Origin of the sequence: Bradyrhizobium sp. UFLA03-84, from assembly GCF_002289535.1 — a bacterium.
GTDB lineage: Bacteria > Pseudomonadota > Alphaproteobacteria > Rhizobiales > Xanthobacteraceae > Bradyrhizobium > Bradyrhizobium viridifuturi.
Genome location: NZ_NSJY01000005.1, coordinates 732234 through 755394, shown reverse-complemented (window position 1 = coordinate 755394; position 23161 = coordinate 732234). Strand labels below are relative to the sequence as shown.

Annotated in this window: 22 protein-coding genes; 13 read left to right on the top strand and 9 right to left on the bottom strand. The window is 65.7% G+C overall.

All coding sequences use genetic code 11. The annotated features are described in order from the left end of the window. Positions 1-195 precede the first annotated feature (195 nt). Together xerD and CK489_RS06310 are read right to left on the bottom strand one after the other, a co-directional pair. Entirely contained in the window at positions 196-1209 is a 1014-nt protein-coding gene (xerD, locus tag CK489_RS06315) for a site-specific tyrosine recombinase XerD (RefSeq protein WP_095731661.1), read from the bottom strand. Positions 1210-1226: 17 nt separating this feature from the next. Next, positions 1227-1373, bottom strand: coding sequence for a hypothetical protein (locus tag CK489_RS06310; RefSeq protein ID WP_016843561.1), 147 nt, complete (start codon positions 1371-1373; stop codon positions 1227-1229). A 145-nt stretch (positions 1374-1518) separates the two neighbouring features. Here CK489_RS06310 and CK489_RS06305 point away from each other — a divergent pair, with 145 nt between their 5' ends. From CK489_RS06305 to CK489_RS06295, 3 genes are read left to right on the top strand one after another with little or no spacing between them, the layout of a single operon-like run. Next, positions 1519-2154: a shikimate kinase gene (locus tag CK489_RS06305; RefSeq protein WP_095731660.1), complete on the top strand. Its 636-nt coding sequence runs from the start codon at positions 1519-1521 to the stop codon at positions 2152-2154. Further along, positions 2151-3293 (top strand): 3-dehydroquinate synthase, encoded by a 1143-nt coding sequence (gene aroB / locus CK489_RS06300; protein WP_095731659.1) that lies wholly within the window; start codon positions 2151-2153, stop codon positions 3291-3293. Before CK489_RS06305 ends, aroB begins: the two co-directional genes overlap by 4 nt. A gap of 17 nt (positions 3294-3310) precedes the next feature. Beyond that, on the top strand, positions 3311-4618 hold the full coding sequence (locus CK489_RS06295; protein ID WP_050630683.1) for an HlyC/CorC family transporter: 1308 nt from the start codon (positions 3311-3313) through the stop codon (positions 4616-4618). A gap of 45 nt (positions 4619-4663) precedes the next feature. Here the strand turns inward: CK489_RS06295 and CK489_RS06290 are convergent, their stop codons facing one another. Together CK489_RS06290 and CK489_RS06285 are read right to left on the bottom strand one after the other, a co-directional pair. Next, positions 4664-5113 (bottom strand): hypothetical protein, encoded by a 450-nt coding sequence (locus CK489_RS06290; protein WP_050630682.1) that lies wholly within the window; start codon positions 5111-5113, stop codon positions 4664-4666. 127 nt (positions 5114-5240) lie between these two features. Beyond that, complete coding sequence (locus CK489_RS06285; protein ID WP_095731658.1) at positions 5241-5516, bottom strand: BolA family protein; 276 nt, start codon at positions 5514-5516, stop codon at positions 5241-5243. A gap of 109 nt (positions 5517-5625) precedes the next feature. On the opposite strand from CK489_RS06285, the gene CK489_RS06280 reads away from it, so the two are divergent. Next, the gene (locus CK489_RS06280) at positions 5626-6261 is read left to right on the top strand and encodes a J domain-containing protein (RefSeq protein ID WP_050630680.1); all 636 of its coding nucleotides are present in this window, start codon (positions 5626-5628) and stop codon (positions 6259-6261) included. 192 nt (positions 6262-6453) lie between these two features. On the opposite strand, the gene CK489_RS06275 is transcribed toward CK489_RS06280, so the two are convergent. Beyond that, a complete protein-coding gene (locus tag CK489_RS06275; protein ID WP_095731657.1) occupies positions 6454-7548 on the bottom strand; it encodes a citrate synthase/methylcitrate synthase in 1095 nt (364 codons plus the stop codon). A 76-nt stretch (positions 7549-7624) separates the two neighbouring features. Here CK489_RS06275 and CK489_RS06270 point away from each other — a divergent pair, with 76 nt between their 5' ends. Beyond that, entirely contained in the window at positions 7625-8848 is a 1224-nt protein-coding gene (locus CK489_RS06270) for a citrate/2-methylcitrate synthase (RefSeq protein WP_095731656.1), read from the top strand. A 3-nt stretch (positions 8849-8851) separates the two neighbouring features. Here CK489_RS06270 and CK489_RS06265 read toward each other — a convergent pair whose 3' ends face one another. Then, entirely contained in the window at positions 8852-9514 is a 663-nt protein-coding gene (locus CK489_RS06265; protein WP_095731655.1) for a DedA family protein, read from the bottom strand. 294 nt (positions 9515-9808) lie between these two features. Between CK489_RS06265 and cobS the strand changes: the two genes are divergently transcribed. The 5 genes from cobS to CK489_RS06240 all read left to right on the top strand — a co-directional run bounded on the left by cobS (position 9809) and on the right by CK489_RS06240 (position 15491). Continuing rightward, complete coding sequence (cobS, locus tag CK489_RS06260) at positions 9809-10807, top strand: cobaltochelatase subunit CobS (protein ID WP_050630678.1); 999 nt, start codon at positions 9809-9811, stop codon at positions 10805-10807. Positions 10808-10810: 3 nt separating this feature from the next. Beyond that, positions 10811-11221, top strand: coding sequence for a GNAT family N-acetyltransferase (locus CK489_RS06255; RefSeq protein ID WP_095731654.1), 411 nt, complete (start codon positions 10811-10813; stop codon positions 11219-11221). Continuing rightward, positions 11218-13116: a cobaltochelatase subunit CobT gene (gene cobT, locus CK489_RS06250; RefSeq protein WP_095731653.1), complete on the top strand. Its 1899-nt coding sequence runs from the start codon at positions 11218-11220 to the stop codon at positions 13114-13116. Before CK489_RS06255 ends, cobT begins: the two co-directional genes overlap by 4 nt. A gap of 3 nt (positions 13117-13119) precedes the next feature. Further along, on the top strand, positions 13120-14226 hold the full coding sequence (locus CK489_RS06245) for an esterase-like activity of phytase family protein (RefSeq protein ID WP_095731652.1): 1107 nt from the start codon (positions 13120-13122) through the stop codon (positions 14224-14226). Positions 14227-14378: 152 nt separating this feature from the next. Next, positions 14379-15491 carry an NADH:flavin oxidoreductase/NADH oxidase gene (locus CK489_RS06240; RefSeq protein ID WP_095731651.1) on the top strand — a complete coding sequence of 371 codons (1113 nt, stop codon included), beginning with the start codon at positions 14379-14381 and terminating at the stop codon, positions 15489-15491. A 29-nt stretch (positions 15492-15520) separates the two neighbouring features. Here CK489_RS06240 and CK489_RS06235 read toward each other — a convergent pair whose 3' ends face one another. Continuing rightward, a complete protein-coding gene (locus CK489_RS06235; RefSeq protein WP_198960845.1) occupies positions 15521-17032 on the bottom strand; it encodes an FAD-dependent oxidoreductase in 1512 nt (503 codons plus the stop codon). A 55-nt stretch (positions 17033-17087) separates the two neighbouring features. Between CK489_RS06235 and CK489_RS06230 the strand changes: the two genes are divergently transcribed. Continuing rightward, entirely contained in the window at positions 17088-17726 is a 639-nt protein-coding gene (locus CK489_RS06230) for a TetR/AcrR family transcriptional regulator (protein WP_095731649.1), read from the top strand. A gap of 104 nt (positions 17727-17830) precedes the next feature. Continuing rightward, the gene (locus CK489_RS06225) at positions 17831-18931 is read left to right on the top strand and encodes an LLM class flavin-dependent oxidoreductase (protein WP_095731648.1); all 1101 of its coding nucleotides are present in this window, start codon (positions 17831-17833) and stop codon (positions 18929-18931) included. Positions 18932-19021: 90 nt separating this feature from the next. Here the strand turns inward: CK489_RS06225 and CK489_RS06220 are convergent, their stop codons facing one another. Further along, positions 19022-21289, bottom strand: coding sequence for a T6SS phospholipase effector Tle1-like catalytic domain-containing protein (locus CK489_RS06220; protein ID WP_095731647.1), 2268 nt, complete (start codon positions 21287-21289; stop codon positions 19022-19024). 222 nt (positions 21290-21511) lie between these two features. Here CK489_RS06220 and CK489_RS06215 point away from each other — a divergent pair, with 222 nt between their 5' ends. Then, positions 21512-21931, top strand: coding sequence for a hypothetical protein (locus CK489_RS06215; RefSeq protein ID WP_095731646.1), 420 nt, complete (start codon positions 21512-21514; stop codon positions 21929-21931). Between the two features lie 35 nt (positions 21932-21966). On the opposite strand, the gene CK489_RS06210 is transcribed toward CK489_RS06215, so the two are convergent. Beyond that, on the bottom strand, positions 21967-23145 hold the full coding sequence (locus CK489_RS06210; RefSeq protein ID WP_095731645.1) for an ABC transporter substrate-binding protein: 1179 nt from the start codon (positions 23143-23145) through the stop codon (positions 21967-21969). Between the last annotated feature and the right edge of the window lie 16 nt (positions 23146-23161).

The following is a 23161-nucleotide window of genomic DNA, read 5'->3' as shown; positions in this document are numbered from 1 at the left end:
ATATAGGGAGGAACGGTGCGAGGGGCGAAGCGGTTTTGGCGTAGAGAGGAGAAGTTTTGTAACTTCAATTGGTTAACGCGCATTCCGGCGGAATGCACGCTTCGGGATCGCAGGCAGGTGACGCTCTTTCTGCGGAGATGGTGCGGAAGTCAAGGCGGATCAGGTGACGGTATCGATGTCCGGCGGGCGCTGGACTTACGTCTCCGCCAGCGGATGCAGGTCGCGGACCAGGCTCTTCAGCCGCTCCTCGACCACATGGGTGTAGATCTGGGTGGTCGAGATGTCGGTATGGCCGAGCAGGGTCTGCACGATGCGCAGGTCCGCTCCGTTGTGCAGCAGATGGCTGGCGAAGGCGTGGCGCAGCACGTGCGGGGAGACCAGCCGCGGTGCGAGGCCCGAGGCGCTCGCGAGCTCCTTCAGGTCGCGGGCGAAATGCTGCCGGGTCAGATGGCCGCTCTCGCCGGAGGAGGGAAACAGCCATTTCGATGGCGCGGCCTTCTTCGCCTTCGGCGTCATCACCTCCAGCGCCGCAAGGTAATCCGCCATCGCCTGGCGCGAGGCATCGTTCAGCGGCACCAGCCGCTCCTTGTTGCCCTTGCCGCGCACCACGATCATCCGCGCATCGCGCCGCGCCGCGGAGACCGGCAGCGACACCAGCTCGGAGACGCGCAGGCCGGTGGCGTAGAGCACCTCGAGCAGGCAGTAGAGCCGCAACGCGCGCAGCCGCTGCGCCGGCGAGACGTCGGTCTGGGTCAGCTCCCTGGCGCGGGTCAGCATGCGGTCGACGTCACCAATCGACAGCACCTTGGGCAGGCCGCGGCCGCGCTTCGGGCCGGACAGGATCGCGGCCGGATCGTCGGAGCGGATCCGTTCATTGAGCAGGAAGCGGTAGAGATGCCGCATCGCCGACAGCCGCCGCGCCACGCTGGTCGACTTGAAGCCGCGCGTGTCCAGATCGGCGAGGTAGCCGCGCAGCGCCTCGGTGTCGGCGCCGGTGAAATCGGTGCCGGCATGGCCGAGATAGTCGGAGAAATCGGTGAGGTCGCGCCGGTAGGCGTCGAGCGTGTTGCTGCCTGCGCCCTGTTCCGCGGCCAGCATGTCGAGGAACAGCGCCGTCAGCTTGGCATCGGAGGACTTGGCAGAGGTCTTGGTGCCGGTCTTGGTGTCGGCCCTGGCGGCTGTCTTGGTGATCTTGGCGGAAGCGGTCATGCCAAGACTCATAGCGCCTATTTCTTGAGGAACTTATCCGGCGGGATGGTCACCGTCATTTCCCGCGGCTTCGGATGCACGAAATTCGCCAGCGCGAAGACGATGCCGTAGCCGATCCCGAAAATCACGGCGACGACCGTCAGGAAGCGGAACAGGCTGGGCATGGAGGCGACTCGGGCGGCGAATTAACCAATGAAATCATCCAACATGTTCCCCGCGCGGTTGCAAGAGTCGCTGGTAACGGTGTCGCCGGGGGTAGTATAGGTGGCTCGAATTCTGAACAATTCGTCCCAATATCCGAGCTTTTTGATGTCCGACGCAGCCGTCCCGGCGCCCACTACCCACCCGACCCTGGAGGCCGATATCACGGCCGCGCTGGGGCCGCGGTCGATCGTGCTGGTCGGCATGATGGGGGCCGGCAAGTCGACCATCGGCCGGCGGATGGCGGCGCGGCTCAAGCTGCCGTTCACCGATGCCGACACCGAGATCGAGACGGCGGCGGACATGACGATCCCGGAGATCTTCGAGACCCATGGCGAGGCCTATTTCCGCGACGGCGAGGCGCGGGTGATCGCCCGCATCCTCGACAGCGGCCCGATCGTGCTGGCGACCGGCGGCGGCGCCTTCATGCGCGAGGAGACCCGCAACCGGATCCGCGACCGTGCGATCTCGATCTGGCTCAAGGCCGACAGTGATATCATCATGCGCCGGGTCCGCCGCCGTGCCGATCGCCCGCTGCTGCAGACCGCCGACCCCGAGGCGACCGTCAACCGCCTGCTCAGCGAGCGCGAGCCGGTCTACAAGAGCGCCGACCTGACGATCGCCTCGCGCGACGTGCCGCATGACCGCATCGTCGACGAATGCCTCGCGGCCCTGCATGCGCATCTGTGCGGCGCGAGGCCGGACGGCGAGCCTCCACCTGATGGATTGAACGCGACCTCATGACTGCGCCCTTGAAACACTCCGCCTCCGTTACCGTCGATGTCGCGCTCGGCGACCGCGCCTATGACATCGTCATCGGCCGCGATGTGCTGCAGTCCCTCGGCGAACGCGTCGCGGCGCTGCGGCCCGGCGTGCGCACCGCCATCGTCACCGACCGCACCGTCGCCAAGCACTGGCTGGAGCCGACCGAAGCGTCGCTCGCGGCCGCGGGCGTGCCGACGTCGCGGATCGTCGTCGAGGAGGGCGAGGGCTCGAAGAGCTACGCCACGCTGACACAGGTCAGCGAAGCGCTGATCGCAGCCAAGATCGAGCGCAATGATCTCGTGATCGCGCTCGGCGGCGGCGTGGTCGGCGACCTCGCAGGCTTTGCGGCCGCGATCCTGCGCCGCGGCGTCGATTTCGTGCAGGTGCCGACCTCGCTGCTCGCCCAGGTCGATTCCTCGGTCGGCGGCAAGACCGGCATCAACTCGCCGCAGGGCAAGAACCTGATCGGCGCCTTCCACCAGCCGGTGCTGGTGATCGCCGATACCTCCGTGCTCGACACGCTATCGCCACGCCAGTTCCGCGCCGGCTACGCCGAGGTCGCGAAATACGGCATCCTCGGCGACGAGGCGTTCTTCGCCTGGCTCGAAAAGAATCACGCCGACATCTTCACAGGCGGCGCCGGGCGCGAGCACGCCATCGCAACCTCCTGCCGCGCCAAGGCCGGCGTCGTCTCCCGCGACGAGCGCGAGACCGGCGAGCGCGCGCTGCTCAATCTCGGCCACACCTTCGGCCATGCGCTGGAAGCCGCGACCGGCTTCTCCGACCGCCTGTTCCACGGCGAGGGCGTTTCGGTCGGCATGGTGCTGGCTGCGGAATTCTCGGCGCAGCTCGGCATGATTTCACCAGACGATGCGGCCCGCATCGCCCGTCATCTTTCCGCGGTAGGACTGCCGACGCGCCTGCAGGACATCGCAGGCTTCACGCAGGAAGGACTCGCCGATGCCGACGCGCTACTGGCGCTGATGGCGCAGGACAAGAAGGTCAAGCGCGGCAAGCTCACCTTCATCCTGCTCGATGCGGTCGGCCGTGCCGTGATTGCCAACAATGTCGAGCCGCAGCCGGTGCGCGACTTCCTGCAAGCCAAGCTGAAGGCCTAAAGCCACGGATCAAATCAGTGGGATGGTTCACCTTCTCGATCGTGCTGCTCTGCCTGCTCATCTCCGCCTTCTTCTCGGCGAGTGAGACCGCGCTGACCGGCGCCTCGCGCGCCAGCATGTTGCGGCTGTCGAAGCAGGGCAACAGCGAGGCCACCGTGGTCTCGAGCCTGATGGCGATGCGCGAGCGGATGATCGGCGCGCTGCTGCTCGGCAACAATATCGCCAATATCGGCGCCTCCGCGCTTGCCACCGGCATCTTCACCGCCTGGTTCGGCGATGTCGGCGTGCTCTACGCCACCGGCGTGATGACGGTGCTGGTGGTGATCTTCGCGGAAGTGCTGCCGAAGACCGTCGCGATCAATGCGCCGGACCGGGTGTCGCTTTTGGTGGCCCGGCCGATGCGGTTGACGGTGTTCGTGCTCGGTCCGCTGCTCACCATCATCGAAGGCATCGTCCGCGCCCTGATGAAGCTGCTCGGCATCAAGATCGGTGCGCATCAGGCCATCCTGTCGCCGACCGAGCGCCTGCGCGGCGCAGTCGATCTGCTGCACCACGAGGGCAAGGTCGAGAAGCAGGACCGCGATATGCTCGGCGGGCTACTCGACCTCAGCGAGCTGCAGGTCTCCGACGTGATGGTCCATCGCACCGAGATGACCATGGTCAACGCCGACCTGCCGCCGGAAGAACTGGTGCGCGAGGTGCTGGCGAGCGAATACACCCGCATCCCGCTGTGGCGGGAGAAGCCCGAGAATATCGTCGGCGTGCTGCACGCCAAGGATCTGCTGCGCGCGATCCGCGCCAATGAAGGCGACATGTCCGCGATCGATGCCTCCGCGATCGCGCTGCCGCCCTGGTTCGTGCCGGAGATGCGCCCGGTCTCCGAGCAGCTGAAGGCGTTCCGCCGCCGCAAGACCCATTTCGCCCTCGTGGTCGACGAGTATGGCGAGGTCGAAGGCATGGTGACGCTGGAGGACATCCTGGAGGAGATCGTCGGCGACATCTCCGACGAGCACGACGTCGTCGTCGCCGGCGTGCGGGCGCAGCCGGACGGCTCCGTGGTGGTCGACGGCTCGGTGCCGATCCGTGACCTCAACCGTGCGATGGACTGGCGCTTGCCGGATGAGGAGGCTACCACGGTCGCCGGCCTCGTGATCCACGAGGCGCGCTCGATCCCGGAGCGCGGCCAGAGCTTCACCTTCCACGGCTTCCGTTTCCGTGTGCTCCGCCGCGAGCGCAACCGCATCACCGCGCTGCGCATCGTCGCGGTGCCGCGCGAGGCCGAACTGGACGAGAAGAAGCCGAAGCGGGCCGGCACGGCGTTCTAGCGTTACGGGCATCCTCAGGATGACGGCTCGGGGGGGGGCGTCTCGCTACTCGATGTCGATCGAGATGCCCGACAGCTTCCATGCGCCGTCGGAGGGGATGAAGCCGAGCTGATACTTCACCTGCTTGGGCGTGGTGTCGAAATGGCCCTTTAGCCGCAGCACGCCCTTGTCGTCGATCTTGGCGTCCTCATCGAGCACGATCGGCTTGGCGACCACGGCGTCGAACACTGCGTGCTTGTCGACCAGGTCCTTGAAGATGGTCTGCAGCTTGTCGGGTGGAAACTGGTCGCGGAACGGCTTCGAGATCTTGGCGTGGAACACGGTGAAATTATTCGCGGCCACCGCATCGTTGAGCGACACCAGGATGCTCTTGATCAGCACCTCCTGGACGAAGGGGCTCGGCATGTCCAGCGCCGCGGCCGGGCGCATCGCGCAAATCAGGAGCAGGCCGGCGGCGGTGACGATCGACCGGAAACGTGGCCAGCAAGGGATCATCAATAGCCCCATATCATGTGCGGCGATGCGATCCATCGTTCACCTGCTCACATATGGAGCAAGTCCATCGCCGGAGATCCTTTTCTCATAACGGAAAACCGCCGTGGCGTCTTGAGCCAGGCGCGAGCTAGCGCGGCTTTTCCCCGGGGCCGTGTGCATGGATCGCCAGCGCATGCACCGAGCCGGCGAGTTCCTGCGCCAGCGTCGCATTTATCATGCGATGGCGTTCGATCCGGCTCTTCCCTTCGAAGGCCGGAGACACAATATATAGCCTGAAATGCGTCTCCCCGCCTGGGCTGTGGCCGGCGTGGCCCTCATGCAGATGTGACTCGTCGACGACGTCGAGGCTTTCGGGCAAGAAAGCTTCACGCAACTTGTTTATGATAACGTCTTTGGTGCTCATGGCGGCGGAGTTAGGTTCGCGACGGCTTTTCGTCAATGGTGCTAACGGGAAACGAGGTCTGCGCAATGTCAAGACTTGAAGATTTGTGCATTGCGTAGTCAAAGAGATCATGCCGATCGATTCATCAAAATTCTTCGACTCCATTCGCATCAAGCCGACCAAGGTGAGTGCGAAGCGCCAGGCGCAGGCCGGCGAGCAGGCCGTGACCTGCGAGTGGGCGGGTTGCCAGAACAAGGGCGCGCACCGCGCCCCGAAGGGCCGCGAGAATTCGCGCGAGTATTGGCACTTCTGTCTCGATCACGTCCGCGAGTACAACCAGTCCTACAATTTCTTCCAGGGCATGAATCCTGACGACGTCGCGCGCTACCAGAAGGACGCGCTGACCGGTCACCGTCCGACCTGGAAGATGGGTGCCAACAACGGCAAGAAGGAGAGCGGTCTCGATGCCGCCTCCGATCCGTTCCACATGTTCTCCGAACTCAACGGCCGCGGGCGCTGGCGCCCCGGACCGGGCGGCGCGGAGCCGAAGCCCGAGACCCGCAAGGTCATGAACGCCGAGCGCAAGGCGCTGCTGGTGATGGGGCTCGGTGCCGGGGCGACGCTGGAAGACGTCAAGTCGAAGTACAAGGCGCTGGTCAAGCAGCACCACCCCGACGCCAATGGCGGCGACCGCTCCACCGAGGATCGCCTGATCGAGATCATCAAGGCGTACAACTATCTGAAGACCGTGGTGCGCGAGGCGTAAGCTATCGCCGTCGTCGCCCTTGCCTGGTGCGCAATTGCGCACGGGAGCAGGGGCCCATAACCACCAGCGGTTATTGTTCACACAGGATGTCTGCCCGATTGCCCAATTGATGGGCCGCGGCGTATGGGTCGCTGCGTTCGCAGGGACGACAGCGGAGAATCTAGCTCCGCCGTCGATCACGTCGGTCAGCTCCTAGCTCTTCGGCACCGCCCCGACATAGGACGAGCTCGGCCGGATCAGCCGCCCGGTGCGGCGCTGCTCGAGCGCGTGCGCGGTCCAGCCGGCGGCGCGGGCCACCGCGAAGATCGGCGTGAAGGCCTGCCGCGGAATCTCCAGCCCATCGAGCAGGATCGCGGTGAAGAACTCGACATTGGTCTCGAGCGGACGCTCCGGATTCTTCTTTCGCAGCGCTTCGCGGATATAGGCTTCGACCTCGCCGGCAAACGGCAGGTCGGCACCGCTGGCCTCGAGGCACTCGATCGCGACCTTCAGCACGTCGGCGCGCGGGTCGCGCACGCGATAGACGCGATGACCGAAGCCCATCAGTCGCTCGCCGTGCGCCAGCGCGCCGTCGACCCAGGGCTTGATGCGCTCGCGCGTGCCGATCGCATCCAGCATCTCCAGCACCGGCTCCGGTGCGCCGCCATGCAGCGGGCCGGTCAGCGCGCAATAGCCGCCGGTGATGGCCGCGAACAGATCCGCCTGGGTCGATGCGATCACCCGCGTGGTGAAGGTCGACGCATTCATGCCGTGATCGCAGACCGTGACGAGATAGGCGTCGAGTGCCGCGACCTCGCGCGGCGCAGCCTTGCGGCCCAGCAGCATATGCAGCGTGTCGGCGGCGTGGCTGACATTCGGATCCGGTGCGATCGGATCATGCCCCTTGGCTTGCTGGACCAGGGCGCCGGCGATGACCGGGAAGGCGCCGACAATGGTCGCCTCGTGCTCCAGCCCGTTCTCGCCGCGCAGCCCCGCGATCGCGGCCCGGAAGCCGTCGACGATCGACATGCCGCGCGTCGCCGGCAGCAGGTCCGGCAGCCGCGCGAAGGCGCGCTCGCGGGCGGCGCCGAGGCTGGCGCGGACATTGGCTTCGCTCAGCGTCTTGCCGGTGGCGCCGTTCCACAGCCGCGCGGTGACGCCCTCGAAGCTCGACTTGTCGGCGAGGCTCGCGACGTGCTCGCCGGCGATGACGAGTTCGCCGCGCTCGCCGTCGACATGGCTCAACACGGTCTCGGCGGCGGGAACGCCATCCAGACCGATCTGGCTCTTGGTGAGAATCATATTCATGGCCCGATCTCCTTGCTTCACCGCTTCAAGGTCGGGCCACTCGACGAGTTGATCAATCTTGATTATATAAATCAATATGAAAAAATCCGCCGAGCTTTACCTCTCCGCCCGCGAGGCCGCCGCCGAGCTCGCGATCTCGCCGGCGACCCTCTACGCCTATGTCAGCCGCGGCCTGATCCGCTCCGAGCCGTCGCCGGATTCGCGCAGCCACCGCTACCGTGCCGAGGACATCAGGGGGCTGAAGGAGCGCCGCGTGCCGTCGCCGGAGCCGCGCGGGTTCCGCAATTTCGATGCCGACTTGCCGGTGATGGATTCGGCGATCGCAACCATCACCGAGCAGGGCCCGATCTACCGCGGCGTCAATTGCGTCGATCTCTCCCAGCGCGACACGCTGGAGCACACCGCGACGCTGCTGTGGGATGTCACCGGCGTCGATCCGTTCGCGCCGGACAATTGCCCGCATGTCTCCGATGAGATGCGTGCGATCGCCGAGGCCGCGCGCCGCGCCCAGCCGATCGACCGCACGGTCGCGGTGCTGGCGCTGGCGGCGAGCGCCGATCCCGGCGCCTTCACCCGCGCGCCCGATGGCCGCGCGATGGTCGGCGGGCGCATCCTGCGGCTGCTGGTCGCGACCATGCTGAACGCCGTGCCGTCGGCCGAGCCGCTGCACGAGCAGGTGGCGCGGGTGTGGGCGCCCGACAACAAGCACGCGTCGGATCTTGTTCGCCGCGCGCTGGTGCTGCTCGCCGATCACGAATTAAATGCGTCCACCTTCACCGCGCGCTGCGCGGCATCGACCGGGCTCAATCTATACGACGCGGTGATCGCGGGGCTCGTCGCGCTGAAAGGCCCGATGCATGGTGGCGCCGGCGTGCTCGCCTCGCGCCTGGTCAGGACGATGATCGACAATGACGTTGCGCCAGTGGTGCGCGAGCGGGTCGCACTCGGCGAGCGCTTCGCCGGCTTCGGCCACGGCGTCTACAAGAAGGGCGACCCGCGCGCGATCTCGCTGCTCGAGGCGCTGACGCGGGCCGGCGCGCCGCGCAAATTCACCCGGGAAGTGCCGGAGCGCATCGCGGAGGCGACCGGCGAGTTCGTCAATATCGATTACGCGCTGGCGGTGCTGGTGCATGCGTTGCGGATGCCCGCAGGAAGCGAGCTCGCGCTGTTCGCGATGGCGCGCAGCGTCGGCTGGATCGCGCATGCCAGCGAGCAGCTTGCGCTCGGCAAGCTGATCAGGCCGCGGGCGCGTTATGTCGGCCCTGCACCCGGGCGGGCCGGCACCACCAACAGCATCTAGCTCTTATTCTGCCGGCTTGGACGGTTCGATCAGGCCGCCGCCATGGCGGCGGCGGATGGTCCAGACCGCCAGCGTCAGGATGATGGCGGCGCCGGCGACCGCGAACATCCACAGGTGCTTGCCGACGTGTTGATGATGCGGCAGGCCAGCATAGTCGTGCAGCGCGGTGACCGCGAGCACCCCGGGCAGCACATGCGCCGGCGCCCAGAGCAGAATCGCGGGGATGTTGACCGCGTAGAAGCGCGCCGGCGGCATGTCGAGCGCGCCGGCGGTGATCGGTACGAAGGCGCGAATCGGCGGCACGAAGCGGGCGAAGAACACCGCGAGCACGCCCCAGCGGTTGAAAAAGGCCTCGCTCTGCGCGACCACGCGCGGGTAGTTGGAGAGCGGCCAGGCGGAGAGGATCTCGCGCTGGCTGCGATAGCCGATCAGGTAGGCGGTGCCGTCGCCGAGCATCGCGCCGCAGGCCGCCGCGGCGAGCACCGGCCACAGCTTCAATTCGCCGCCCGGGACCAGCGCGCTCAACGCCAGGATGATCGTCGAGCCCGGAACCAATGAGCCAACCACCGGAACGGCTTCCAGCAGGGCGGCCAGAAACAGCGTCAGATAGGCGAGCCAGGCGTGGGCTGAAACGAACGCGATCAATGGGTCAAGGAATGAAGTCACAGAATCCCATGGGTGACGGTGAAACGGTACGAGAGCTAACAACTCCGCGCCGGGCTGAAAAGTGCCCGGCCGGACAGGCCGCCGGGGCGCTGCGGCAAAAGTACGGCGGGATTTGCAGAGCAGCCTTCCAAAAACCGGGTTTCGCGCCTATCTTGATGATACAACAACGGAACTTTGATTTGCCCGTGGGCTTCTGCCGGCCGATGCTCTCTGCTAGGCTTGTGCGTAGCACCCCATCCGCAGCCAAATGCCCTACAATCTGGTTTCGGGAATGCCCGGGACCTCGGAGGATGAATGACGACCGCCGTCCAGACCAAAGAGCAACAACCCGTCGGCTTGCCCGACATGAAGGTTTCGGTTCGGCAGGTCTTCGGGATCGATAGCGATCTGGAAGTTCCCGCCTATTCCGAAGTCGATCCGCATGTGCCGGAAGTCGACAGCGACTATCGCTTCGACCGCGCCACCACGCTTGCGATCCTCGCCGGCTTTGCCAAGAACCGCCGCGTGATGGTCACCGGCTATCACGGCACCGGCAAATCGACCCACATCGAGCAGGTCGCGGCCCGCCTCAACTGGCCCTGCGTGCGCGTCAACCTCGACAGCCATATCAGCCGTATCGATCTCGTCGGCAAGGACGCCATCGTGGTCAAGGACGGCAAGCAGGTCACCGAATTCCGTGACGGCATCCTGCCCTGGGCGCTGCAGCACAACATCGCGCTGGTGTTCGACGAATACGACGCCGGTCGCCCGGACGTGATGTTCGTGATTCAGCGCGTGCTGGAAGTCTCCGGCCGCCTGACGCTGCTCGACCAGAACAAGGTGATCAAGCCGCATCCGGCGTTCCGCCTGTTCGCGACCGCCAACACGGTCGGCCTCGGCGACACCTCGGGCCTCTATCACGGCACCCAGCAGATCAACCAGGGCCAGATGGACCGCTGGTCGATCGTCACCACGCTGAACTACCTCGCCCATGACGAGGAAGTGGAGATCGTGCTGGCCAAGGCGAAGCACTATCGCACGCAGGAAGGCCGCGACATCGTCAACAAGATGGTGCGCCTCGCCGATCTCACCCGTAACGCGTTCGCCAATGGCGACCTGTCGACGGTGATGAGCCCGCGCACGGTGATCACCTGGGCCGAGAACGCCGATATCTTCAACGACATCGGCTTCGCGTTCCGCGTCACCTTCCTCAACAAGTGTGACGAGCTGGAACGACCGCTGGTCGCCGAGTTCTACCAGCGCTGCTTCAACGTCGAGTTGCCGGAATCCTCGGTCAACGTGGCGCTCAGCTAGTCCATGCCGAAAATCTCCGTCGAGCGCACAGTCACACAGACGAAGAAAGCGGTGCTCGGCGGACTGCTCCGCTACAACAACGAGAAGATGGGGAAGCAGAAGTACAAGCGCTTCGCCATCTCGCTGCGGCAAGGCGACGAGATCGTCGGCGGTATCGTCGGCGAGGTCTGGACCGCGGTGTTGTTCATCCAGCTGTTCTGGATGGAGCAGAAGTTTCGCAACAAGGGCTTTGGCGCGAAACTGATCAAGGCGATCGAAGACGAGGCGCGGCGCTTCGGAGCCACGCAATCCTATCTGGATACGATGAGCTTCCAGGCGCCGGGCTTCTACCGCGCCAATGGATATAAAGAGTTCGGTTCGATTGAGGGATATCCCGGCGGCGTCACGCGCCACTGGTTTACGAAATCGCTATGACAACCTCCAATATCAAATTCCGTCCCGGATCGAAGGAAGCGCCGACCGAGCCGTTCAAGCGCTCGGTGTCGGCGTGCCTGAAGGCGATCGCCAAGAAGCCGGAGCTCGAGATCTCCTTTGCCGCCGAGCGGCCGGGGCTTGCGCCCGGCAAGGCGCGGCTGCCGGAGCCGGCGCGCAAGATGACCAAGCGCGATGCGGCGATCGTGCGCGGCCACGCCGATTCGATCGCGCTGAAGATCGCCTGTCACGATCCCAAGGTGCACCGCAAGCTGATGCCCGGCAATCCGCAGGCGCGCGGCGTGTTCGAGGCGGTCGAGCAGGCGCGCGTCGAGGCGATCGGCTCGCGCCGGATGGCCGGCGTCGCGAAGAACCTCACCGCGATGCTTGACGATCATTTCCACCGCGGCAAGTATGACGAGATCACCGACCGCGCCGACGCGCCGCTGTCAGATGCGCTGGCGATGCTGGTGCGCGAGCGTCTCACCGGCATGGCGCCGCCCGCGGCCGCCAAGAAGATGGTCGATCTCTGGCGTCCGACGCTGGAGGACAAGATCGGCTCGCGGCTCGACCAGCTCAGCCGCTTCACCGAGGACCAGGCGAGGTTCGGCGACCTCGTCCATGACCTGCTGTCGGCGCTCGATCTCGGCGACGACCGCAACATGGATTCCGACGACGACGAGGATCAGGACGAGAACCAGGACGGCGAGAGCGATCAGTCCGGCGCCGAGGGCTCGCCCGATTCCGACGCCGCGCAGGAGATGAGCGCCGACCAGGCGCAGACGTCAGCGGAAGAGATGAGCGAAAGCGCGATGGAGAGCGCGCAGGCCTCCACGTCGGACACGTTCGACGACGGCGAGCTCGGCGACGACGAGACGCCGGGCGAAGCGACGCGGCCGAATTCACGCGGCCAGAACGAACCGCGCGGTCCGGAATATCATGCGTTTGCGCCGAAGTTCGACGAGGTGATCGCCGCCGAGGACCTCTGCGATCACGACGAACTGGAGCGGCTGCGTTCCTATCTCGACAAGCAGCTCGCGCATCTGCAGGGTATCGTGGCGCGGCTCGCCAACCGCCTGCAGCGCCGCCTGATGGCGCAGCAGAACCGCGCCTGGGATTTCGATCTCGAGGAAGGCATCCTCGATCCGGCGCGGCTGTCGCGCGTCGTCACCGATCCCTATCATCCGCTGTCCTTCATGCATGAGAAGGAAGCGACGTTCCGCGACACCGTGGTGACGCTGCTGCTGGATAACTCCGGCTCGATGCGCGGCCGTCCGATCACGGTTGCCGCCACCTGCGCCGACATCCTGGCGCGCACGCTGGAGCGTTGCGGCGTCAAGGTCGAGATCCTCGGCTTCACCACCCGCGCCTGGAAGGGCGGGCAGTCGCGCGAGGCCTGGCTTGCCGCCGGCAAGCCGGCCAATCCCGGCCGCCTCAACGATCTCAGGCACATCATCTACAAGTCGGCCGATGCACCGTGGCGTCGTGCGCGCAAGAACCTCGGCCTGATGATGCGCGAAGGTCTCCTGAAGGAGAACATCGACGGCGAGGCGCTCGACTGGGCACACAAGCGCCTGCTCGCGCGCCCCGAGCAGCGCCGCATCCTGATGATGATCTCCGACGGCGCGCCGGTCGACGACTCCACGCTGTCGGTCAATCCGGGCAACTATCTCGAGCGGCATCTGCGCCACATCATCGAGGAGATCGAGACCCGCTCGCCGGTCGAGCTGATCGCGATCGGCATCGGTCACGACGTGACGCGCTATTATCGCCGCGCCGTTACCATCGTGGATGCCGAGGAGCTTGGCGGTGCCATCACCGAAAAGCTCGCCGAGCTGTTCAGCGAGACCCACGGCTCGGCGCCCGGCGCGGGCACGCGGCGCCGCCTCCACTCGTGAGACATGCGCTCAACCTTTAGCCGCCGCCATATCCTGAAAGGTGTGGCGGCGGGGTTGTCGGCCGCAGCATTGCCGCGTCTCGCGCTGGCACAGGGCGCGAACCCGTCGGCGCTGACGCCAGGGCCGCCGGGGAGACCGGGCCGCCATCGCGTCGATGAACCGGCTTCGATCGAGGTCAACGCACGGCCGCTGCCGTCGTTCGATATCCGCGATCGTGCAAAGGTGCGGTTCGGCGCGCTGGAATATCGCAGCGGCCTCATTCTGACCTCGTCGTTCGCCGGCTTCGGCGGCCTCTCCGCGCTCAGGCTCGATACCAGGGGGGAGCGCTTCATCGCGGTCAGCGACCAGGGCACCTGGTTCACCGGCCGCATCGCCTATCGCGGCCGCGAGATGGCCGGGCTCGACGATGTCGAGGCCGCGCCGCTGCTCGGTGCCGACGGCAGGCCGATCACCGCGACCCGCGGCTGGTACGATTCGGAATCGCTCGCGCTCGACGGCTCGACTGCCTATGTCGGGCTCGAACGGGTCAACCAGGTACTGCGCTTCGACTTCGCCAAGGGCTTTACCCGTTCGCGCGGCGAGGTGGTGCCGCTGCCGCCGGCGGCGCGCAAGCTTCCCATCAACAAGGGGCTCGAGGCGCTGGTCTTCGTGCCCAAGGTCATGCCCAAGGATCTGGCCAAGGGGCAGGCGCTGGCCGGCACGCTGATCGCGATGTCGGAGCGCGGGCTCGACGCGAGCGGCAACCTGATCGCCTTCCTGGTCGGCGGCAAGACGCCGGGCCAGTTCAGCGTCCGACGCACCGAGAATTTCGACATCAGCGATGCGGTCCTGATGCCGTCGGGCGATCTGTTGATCCTGGAGCGGAAATTCTCCTGGCTCGGCGGTGTCGGCATCCGTATCCGCCGCCTCGCGCTGTCCGACATCGCGCCCGGCGCCATCGTCGACGGACCGGCGATCTTCAACGCCGATCTCGGCAATGAGATCGACAACATGGAAGGCATCGATGCCCATGTCACCGCCGAGGGCGAGACCGTGCTGACCATGATTTCCGACGACAATTTCTCCCTGATCCAGCGCAACCTGCTGCTGCAGTTCACGCTGGTGGAGTGAGGCTTCCCTTCACCCCCTCCAGGGGAGGGTGAACGGACATCGTATCCGCATTGCTGATCTGCGCCGGGCCTGCACGGCGTCCCGGACAGTTGGTGATTGCGGCCTCGGCCTCTATCTTATCCGGGCCCTTTCCCCGATCCGGATATCGCCGCATGAGCACCCTGTTTTCCCCGATCGAACTGCGTGGTCTGACACTCGCCAATCGCATCATGGTTGCGCCGATGTGCCAGTATTCGGCCAATGACGGCTCCGCCAATGATTGGCATTTCACCCACATCAACATGCTGGCGCTGTCGGGCGCCGCGATGTTCTGCATCGAGGCCACCCATGTCGAGGATATCGGGCGGATCACGCCGGGCTGCCTCGGTCTCTACAGCGATGCCAATGAAGCAGCGCTGAAGCCGATCCTGGCTTCGGTGCGCAAGCATTCCAAGACGGCGGTCGCGATGCAGCTCGCCCATGCCGGCCGCAAGGCCTCGAGCCAGCGTCCCTGGGAGGGCGGGCAGTTGATCCCGGTTGCCGAAGGCGGCTGGCAGACGGTTGGACCTTCAGCGGTCCCGCACAAGGACGGCGAAGCCGCGCCGGTGGCGCTCGATGATGCCGGCCTGGCGCGCATCCGCGAAGCCTTCGTCGCGTCAGCGAAGCGCGCCGACCGGCTCGGCATCGACGCGCTCGAGCTGCACGCCGCGCACGGCTATCTGCTGCACCAGTTCCTGTCGCCGCTCGCCAACAAGCGCACCGACCGCTACGGCGGCTCGCTCGAGAACCGGATGCGTTTTCCGCTCGAAGTGTTCGACGCGGTGCGCGCTGTCTTTCCGGACCGCAAGCCGGTCGGCGTCCGGGTGTCGGCGACCGATTGGGTCGAGGGCGGCTGGGACGTCGCGCAGACCATCGAGTTCACCAAGGAGCTGAAGAAGCGCGGCGTCGACTGGATGGATGTCTCCTCCGGCGGCGTCTCTGCGCTGCAGAAGATCCCGCTCGGGCCGGGCTATCAGGTGCCGGCGGCGCAGGCGGTGCGGGAGGCGACCGGTGTCACCACGATGGCGGTCGGCCTGATCACCGAAGCGAAGCAGGCGGAGGAGATCGTCGCGTCCGGGAAGGCCGACATGGTCGCGCTTGCCCGTGGCATGCTCTACGATCCGCGCTGGGGCTGGCACGCCGCCGCCGAGCTCGGCGGAGAGGTGAGCGCGCCGCCGCAATACTGGCGCTCGCAGCCCTCGACCCAGAAGGCGCTGTTCGGCAAGACCACGTTCGGCGCGCGCTGACGCTCCGTCTCGCCGGCCGTTTGCCGAGGTCAATGCATGGCGGGCCCGAACCATCGCGTGAGCGCGGCGTCGAGGCCCGTCATGTCGGTGCCGTCGGTCGCCCAGGCGATGCAGGCATCCGGACGGACGAGGAGTGAAGGGCTGCCACGCCCCGGTACGCATCGGACCAGAGTGTCCCAGCGGGCTGCGATCGCTGACGCCGTGCCGCCCGCTGCATCGACCAGCACGGCCTTGCCGTCCTCCATCCGATCGAACAGCGTTGTCTCCGCGTTGTCGTCGCCGAGGGCGATATTGCCGGCGAGCCGGCCGACTGACGGATGGTCGTTGCCGAGGTCGTAACGAATCCGGATGCCGCTGATCATTTCACCGAAATAGCGGGTGCCTTCGTCGAGGCTCATCAGGTCAGTGACGATCTCGCGCAAGGCGTCGGTCATGACGTCAGGCCGCATCAATGCGACCTGAGCGCGGGTGTTGGCGAGCACCCTTGCCGCGATCGGATGCCGTTCTTCCGTGTAGCTGTCGAGCAGACTTTCGGGCATGCGATCGCAGACAACCGCCGCAAGCTTCCAGCCGAGATTGACCGCATCGAGCAGCCCGAGATTGAGGCCTTGCCCGCCGAACGGCGAGTGCACATGCGCCGCGTCGCCCACGAGGAGCACGCGACCCCTGCGATAGCTGTCGGCTTGCCGCGCATTGTCGGTGAAGCGCGTTGCGGTCTTCACCGCGGTGACGCGGACGTCGGCGCCGCTGATCCGGCGCAACGTGGTCTCGATCTCCTCGCGCGTCACCGGCGCGCTGCGATCGGTAGGCGGCCCGTCGAACTCGGCGAGGAACACCCGGCCGGGAATCGGGCCATACGCCATCATGCCGACCGGCGTGCGTCGCCAGCCCACCGGGAGCAGACGGTCGGGATGATCGAGGTCGACGATGGCCTGGTGCCCGGTGAGGGTTGGCTCGGTGCCGGAGAAGTCGAAGCCCGCCCGCTTGCGCACCGTGCTGCGTCCGCCGTCGCAGCCGACGAGATAGGCGGCGTGCAGCTCGACATCGCCGGATGCGCTCTTTATCCGTGCCGCGACGCCCACTCCGTGATCTTCGAAATCGATCAGTTCGCAGCCGCGCCTGATCTCGATGCCGAGCGCGCGGGCGCGCTCGCCGAGCATTCGTTCCAGTGCCTGCTGGTTCACACCGCGCAGCCGGCGGTTCGGCTCGCGCTGCCGCGTCTGGTCGATCCGGAAGATACCGGAGAAGTGACCGCCGAATTTCTTGAACGGCAGTTCGGTCTCGTCGCCCGCGCTCTTCATGAGCCTCGACATGCCCTCCGCCATGCTGCGTTCGACCGCATCCATTTCGTCGGCAAGGCCACGGCGCTCCAGCGCCTCGCCTGCGAGGGCGCCGATCGCGCCGGCCTTGATGGTCTGGTCGGGCTCCGTCAGCCGCTCGATCACGATCACGTCGGCGCCGCCCAAAGTCAGTCCGATCGCCAGCAGCAAACCGGTCGGCCCGGCGCCGACCACAACCACATCCGTTCGCTCATGCGTCACGCCGTCACCATAAATTTGTACTCAGTATAATATTTAGTATGGTACAAATTCTCGCATGTCAAATCAGGGCGGATTGCGCGAGCGGAAGAAGGAGGCGACGCGGCAGGCGATCTCGGATGTCGCGACCGAGCTGTTCCTGGCGCGCGGCTTCGACAATGTTTCGGTGGCCGAAGTCGCCGAGGCCGCCGAGGTCTCCCGCATGACGGTGTTCAATTACTTTCCGCGCAAGGAGGACCTGTTCTTCGACCGCGAGGAGGAAAGCCGCCAGATGCTGCGGGCGGCCTTTGCCGAGCGGCCGGCCGGCGAGGCGCCGCTCGCGACGCTGTGCAGGCTGGTGCACAGCCTGGCGGATCGCGCACATCCATTTGCGAAGTTCACCGATGGAACGGCAAAGTTCTGGCGCACCGTCGCCGAGAGCCCGGCACTCTCGGCGCGGGCGCGCGAGATGCGTGACGAGCTGATCGACGATCTGGCGACCGTACTGGCCGGCGCGATCAAGCGGCCGAACGCCGATGCCGATGCCAGGCTCACAGCTGCGATGGTGGTCACGGCGCTGACCGTTGGCTATGCGGAAGGTCTTCGCGAGCACAAGGCCCGCCGGCCGGCTGCGTCGTCACGCGAGGCCTTTCTGCGGATCATGGAACGAAGCTTTTCCGGCATCGCAACCATGCTGAAGGGGACGCCTTACGTGTAATCCCGGCAGGGCAGCAGGCGATAAAACCATTGTTCTGTCGCAGCCTGGGCAGCTACTCTCTGCGCGCGTGCGGAAGACACGCAACGAACAAAGAGAGGAAACCCATGGAACTCGGATACTTCGCGATGCCGTCGCATCCGCCGGAGTGCGGACTGAAAGAGGGCCACGACTGGGACCTGCAGGTGCTGCGCTGGCTCGACGAACTCGGCTATCAGGAAGCCTGGATCGGCGAGCATCACACCGCGCCCTGGGAGCCGCATCCGTCGCCCGATCTCCTGGTGGCGCAGGCGCTGCTGCAGACCAAGAACATCCGCATAGGGCCCGGTGGCTTCCTGCTGCCGTATCATCATCCGGCCGAGCTCGCCAACCGCGTCGCGATGCTCGATCATCTCTCAAACGGACGGTTGAACTTCGGCGTCGCCGCCTCGGGCCTGCCGAGCGACTGGGCGATGTTCAATGTCGACGGCATGTCCGGCCAGAACCGCGACATGACACGCGAAGCGCTCGAGATCATCCTGAAGATGTGGACCGAGCCGGGTCCGTGGACTCACAAAGGCAAGTTCTGGACGGTGACCAAGCCGGACACGATGTTCGATTTCCTGAAGCCCCACATCAAGCCTCAGCAAGCGCCGCATCCGCCGATCGGCGTCGCCGGCCTGTCGAAGAACTCGGACACCCTGAAGCTCGCCGGCGAGCGCGGCTTCATTCCGATGAGCCTCAATCTCAATCCGGCCTATGTCGGCAGCCACTGGGACTCGGTCGAAGCCGGCGCCGCCAGGACCGGCCGCAAGCCGAGCCGAAAGGATTGGCGGATGGTGCGCGAGGTCTTCGTCGCCGATACCGACGCGGAGGCCTGGAAGCTGTCGACCGGCGACATGATGGGCCGGATGATGGGCGAGTATTTCCTGCCGCTGCTCGGCCATTTCGGTTTCAAGGACTATCTGAAGGCGTCGCCCGACGTTCCCGACAGTGACGTCACGGTGGAGTATTGCGCCCGCAACAACTGGATCGTCGGCTCGCCCGCCACGGTCACCGAGAAGATCGAGAAGATCTATCAGGAAGTCGGCGGCTTCGGCGTGCTCCTGGTGTTCGGCTTTGACTACAAGCACAAGCCCGAGGCCTGGCACAATTCGCTGCGGCTCCTGAAGCACGAGGTGCTGCCGCGGCTGAAGCATCTCGACGCCTCGGTCGGGCGCGCGGCTTAGGTCTGGGATGAGGATGACGCGGGGCGGCGGCAACGCCGCCCCGCTTTCACGGGATCGCCTGATCGCAACGGATCCGACGGGCTGTGCTGCCTACAGCAACTTCACCGTGACCTTCGCCTTGCCCTTGTGATCGCCGTAGAACCATTTGGTGATCCAGGGCACGCCTATGACGGCCTGGTTGACGTAGAGGAAGATCTCGCCGCTGCGGTCCGCGGTGAACCTTGCCTTGTAGACCTGCGGGTCGGTGTTCGGCGCCGGCAGGGGATCGAGGAAATACTCGTCGACGCCGGTTTCTCCGACCCGCGCGATCAACCTGAACCAGGGCCGGAACAGGATCCGCCGCAGGAAGATCGTGGCGTATCCGCGCCAGCGCTTTGCGCCCTCGATGGTCGAGGTTCGGTATCCGATCGGCGTCACCGCGCGTCCGGCGTCCTCCCATGGCTCCGACATCGTGATCGCGATCTCGTATCTGAAACCGGTGCGGACCTTGAGGCCGGTCGGCGCACAGATCGCGCTGGTGTCGAAATCGGCCGCATCCTGCGGGATGCCCTTGTCGACGGCGACGAGCTTGTCGGCCTCGGTCCCGTTGCAGAAGGCGCCCATCGAGTCCGCGGCATTGAACAGGAAATGGCTGAGGAGCGTCGCGCCGAACCAGACCAGCAGGGCCGTGAGCAGGAAGGGCACGACGTGCCGCTTCCCGGCATTGAGAATCCATTGATAGATCGCGCTGGTACGGACTCGATAGATCGCATCGTGCATGAACCCGGAGAGCGGCGCCGGGCTGGCGCGGTCACGCCAGATGATCCGCATCCTGTCGCTGATGGTTGCGCTGAGCGAATTGCCGACGCCCATCAGCACCAAAACGGCGATGATGCCGCCGGCAAACCATTCCGGATTGCCCGCGTACCAATCGGTCCACCAGTGAAACGAAGCCGGCAGGAAGGATTCCACAAAGCGCACCAGCTCCGAGATCATCCTGAACCAGGAGCTGAATTCGTGCTCCTTGTGCTGATTGTGGAACAGCCAGAACGCCGCCAGATGCAGCGACGCCGCCAGTGTCGCGAAGTAGGCGATCCGCCGCATCCAGACGAAATTCCAAAGCTTCTCCTGCGCGGCATAGCGCGCCGGCGCGCCGGCGGACGTTTCAAACGTGCTGGAAGCCAACGGCGTGATCTGGCCGCCGCGGGAGACGACCACGTAGTTCGGCGGCAGGCCGATCGGGGCATAGGCATTGGCGCCGCTGTCGATCCGCTCGAACACGCTCTCATGGATCTTCGGCATCGGCACGCTGACGCCGGCATAGGGATCGTTGCAGAGGTCAGCGACCTTGCGGGGCCCATACCGGTAATAGGCGCCGAGGCCGGCGCGCGAATCGTAGAGCCGGCCATCCTTGTCCTCCGAGGACCTGATCACCTTGATCGCATCGGGATCGGCGATCGGCGCGCTCTTGAACACGAGCCCGCGCTTGACGGCCTCGTCGACCAGCCAGGCCAGCGGCACGTACGCGATGGCATCGTCCGGATAGCCGCCGCCGACATTGGCATGCATGCCGACGAACCACACCTGGACGAGGCGCTCGCCATCGATGGTCGCCGGCACCGCCGGTGCGGGCTGTCCCGGCTCCTGCTCGGTCCAGAGCACCGGATGAAAGGTCGTACGCTCGTCGTCGAGCGCCAGCGCGTGTCGTGCCCACTTGACCCGCGGGCTGAGAATCCGGTTCGGCAGTTCGAGCGGCCACACCCAGTTCGAGATGCCGCGCGTCATCTCGTCGATCGGCAAGCCGTAGGCTGCGACGGTGTCCCAGATGCCGACGAACTCGATCGATGGCACCTGCTTCCGGGCGATCCCTGCATAGGGCTTGTTGCCCTGAAGACGGTCCAGCACCGGCACGAGGATGTAGTCGCGCAGCGCGCGGAACAGCACCTCGATGCGCCAGATCGAGTGGTACCCGGCAGCCCGATAGGCGCGATAGGCCTTCACGGCGCCATCGTGCAGTTCGGCCTCGGTGTCCGCGACGATCAGTCCCTGATCCAGGATGAGTGCGGCGAGCGTGCGCACGGTGAAGGCACCGCGGCTGAATCCGAACAGGTAGATCTGCGAGCCGTTCTGGTGGTCGTAGTTGCGGCAGATGAACTTGTAGGTGTCGAGGATATTGCGCTTGAGCCCGTAGCCGAAGGCGCCGCCGAGCAGCGCAAGCGGGACAAAGGACGAGGTGCCGACGCCGTCATCATACTTGGCGGCCTGCATGTTGCCCTGCAAATCGAGCGACTGGAATATCCGCCAGACATTGGTACGCCAGACGCTGGAGGCGGCGTTACCGGTGCCGTCGGACAGGATAATGATCTTCGGACTCGGCATCGAAGGAGGCCCGCTGAAATGAATGAAGCCGATGGCGCAGCGTAGCAGCAGCCGGATTGATTGCTACCTTGGATCGATCAATAATCATTCCGTGCCGTGATAGGTGTGAACTGGCGCACAAAAGTGTCACGAGGTCGCGGCCATTTGAGACGTGACGACTTTCGCAACGTGCCGAAAAGGCCTAGCTTGACCGACGGCGCAATTCATTGATGAGGCATAGCGATGCGCAGCCGCGTCAGAAAATTTGCCCATGTCCTGGAGCGCTTCGGCCTGGCCCTGGCGGGAGCCGCGAGCGGTCTGTTCGTTGCCGTCCATGTCGGCTCGAGCGTGTCGGCACTGACGTCGCAGGCGTTCCTGCTGATCATGATGCTGGGCGGCGCGATCGGCTTCTATCTCGGCATCGACACGCCGCCAAAGCTCTTCCACCCGAAGGACACCGCTTCGACGCGCAAGATCGACGCCGCGGAGCTGCTCAGCGCGATCGGCACCTTCCTCGCGACCATGGTCGCGTTCTTCTCGGTCGGTGTCGTGGTGCTGCGCAGCGAGCCGGATATCGCCTGGACCGCGGCGATCATGGCCGGCTGGGTGCTCGGCGTCGCCATGCAGATCGTCGCCGGCACGATCGCCCGCACCCGGGTCTAAGACGGCGGAGCAGTGCCGGACCTACTGTGCCTGGCTCATTTATTCGCGATCTTGGCGGGGTCCTTGACCGCCTTGAAGGTCTCGTGCTCGACGCTGTAGAGCTCGCCGCCGACCTTCTCGACCCGGCGAATGTAGATGTCGTGGACCACGTCCCGCGTCACAGGGTCGATCGACATCGGGCCGCGCGGGCTTTCCCAGGCCATGCCCTTCATGGCTTCGATCAGCGCGTCGCCATTGGTCTTGCCGCCGGTCGCCTTCAGCGCCTGGTAGATCAGATGCATGCCGTCATAGGCGCTGACGCTGATGAAGTTTGGGCGGACATTGGCGTTGGCCTTGCGAAACGACGCGACATAGTCGCGGTTCAGATCGGAGGGATGCGCCGCGGAGTAGAACCCCGCCGTGATCGTGCCGATCATGGCGTCGCTCATCCCCGGCAGGTCCTCGTCGTCGGCGATGTCGCCGGGGCCGATCAGCTTGATCCCGCTCTTGTCGAGCCCGCGCTCGACAAACTGCTTGGCCAGGATGCCGGCCTGGCTGGTCGGGACGAAAATGAACAGGGTGTCGGGATTGCCGTCCCGCGCTCGCTGCAGGAACGGCGCGAAGTCGGGGTTGGCCAGCGGCACTTTCATCGCTTCGACGATCGCTCCACCCGCCGCGGCGAAGCTCGCCGAAAATACCCCGGCGGCTTCACGCCCGGGTGCCCAGTCGGACGCGATGATGGTGGCGCGCTTCGATCCGTTTCTGGCCGCCCAATCCGCCAGCACGCTGGCCTGCTGCGCATGCGTCCAACTGGTGCGCACGAAGTAGGGCGACCGTTCGGTCACGATCGACGTGCCCGATACCATGACGACGGTTGCCGTCTTGCTCTCGGTGACCAGCGGGGCGAGCGCCAGCACGCTCGGCGTCAGCCCGCCGCCGAGGATCTCGGCTTTGTCGTTGACGATCAGCTCCTGCGCGATGCGCTTGGCATTGTCGGGCACGCTGGCATCGTCCCGGACGATCAATTCGATCTTGCGACCGGCGACCATGTCGCCGTGCTGCGCCATGTAGAGCCGCGCCCCGGCAACCGCCTGTTTGCCGACCGGCCCCAGCACGCCTGTTAACGGCATCACCAGCCCGATTTTCACGACGTCCTGTGCCCGGGTCGGTCCCGGCTGCACCGCTGCAAGCGCCAGAACGACCCCGGCCAACACGGCAAAGCGCGTCCTCGACATGGCCAACCTCCCGCGT

Coding starts and splice junctions, on each gene's coding strand:
- xerD (WP_095731661.1), bottom strand. CDS start 1,209: ATGACCGCTTCCGCCAAGATCACCAAGACAGCCGCCAGGGCCGACACC.
- CK489_RS06310 (WP_016843561.1), bottom strand. CDS start 1,373: ATGCCCAGCCTGTTCCGCTTCCTGACGGTCGTCGCCGTGATTTTCGGG.
- CK489_RS06305 (WP_095731660.1), top strand. CDS start 1,519: ATGTCCGACGCAGCCGTCCCGGCGCCCACTACCCACCCGACCCTGGAG.
- aroB (WP_095731659.1), top strand. CDS start 2,151: ATGACTGCGCCCTTGAAACACTCCGCCTCCGTTACCGTCGATGTCGCG.
- CK489_RS06290 (WP_050630682.1), bottom strand. CDS start 5,113: ATGATCCCTTGCTGGCCACGTTTCCGGTCGATCGTCACCGCCGCCGGC.
- CK489_RS06285 (WP_095731658.1), bottom strand. CDS start 5,516: ATGAGCACCAAAGACGTTATCATAAACAAGTTGCGTGAAGCTTTCTTG.
- CK489_RS06280 (WP_050630680.1), top strand. CDS start 5,626: ATGCCGATCGATTCATCAAAATTCTTCGACTCCATTCGCATCAAGCCG.
- CK489_RS06275 (WP_095731657.1), bottom strand. CDS start 7,548: ATGAATATGATTCTCACCAAGAGCCAGATCGGTCTGGATGGCGTTCCC.
- CK489_RS06270 (WP_095731656.1), top strand. CDS start 7,625: ATGAAAAAATCCGCCGAGCTTTACCTCTCCGCCCGCGAGGCCGCCGCC.
- cobS (WP_050630678.1), top strand. CDS start 9,809: ATGACGACCGCCGTCCAGACCAAAGAGCAACAACCCGTCGGCTTGCCC.
- CK489_RS06255 (WP_095731654.1), top strand. CDS start 10,811: ATGCCGAAAATCTCCGTCGAGCGCACAGTCACACAGACGAAGAAAGCG.
- cobT (WP_095731653.1), top strand. CDS start 11,218: ATGACAACCTCCAATATCAAATTCCGTCCCGGATCGAAGGAAGCGCCG.
- CK489_RS06245 (WP_095731652.1), top strand. CDS start 13,120: ATGCGCTCAACCTTTAGCCGCCGCCATATCCTGAAAGGTGTGGCGGCG.
- CK489_RS06240 (WP_095731651.1), top strand. CDS start 14,379: ATGAGCACCCTGTTTTCCCCGATCGAACTGCGTGGTCTGACACTCGCC.
- CK489_RS06230 (WP_095731649.1), top strand. CDS start 17,088: ATGTCAAATCAGGGCGGATTGCGCGAGCGGAAGAAGGAGGCGACGCGG.
- CK489_RS06225 (WP_095731648.1), top strand. CDS start 17,831: ATGGAACTCGGATACTTCGCGATGCCGTCGCATCCGCCGGAGTGCGGA.
- CK489_RS06220 (WP_095731647.1), bottom strand. CDS start 21,289: ATGCCGAGTCCGAAGATCATTATCCTGTCCGACGGCACCGGTAACGCC.
- CK489_RS06215 (WP_095731646.1), top strand. CDS start 21,512: ATGCGCAGCCGCGTCAGAAAATTTGCCCATGTCCTGGAGCGCTTCGGC.
- CK489_RS06210 (WP_095731645.1), bottom strand. CDS start 23,145: ATGTCGAGGACGCGCTTTGCCGTGTTGGCCGGGGTCGTTCTGGCGCTT.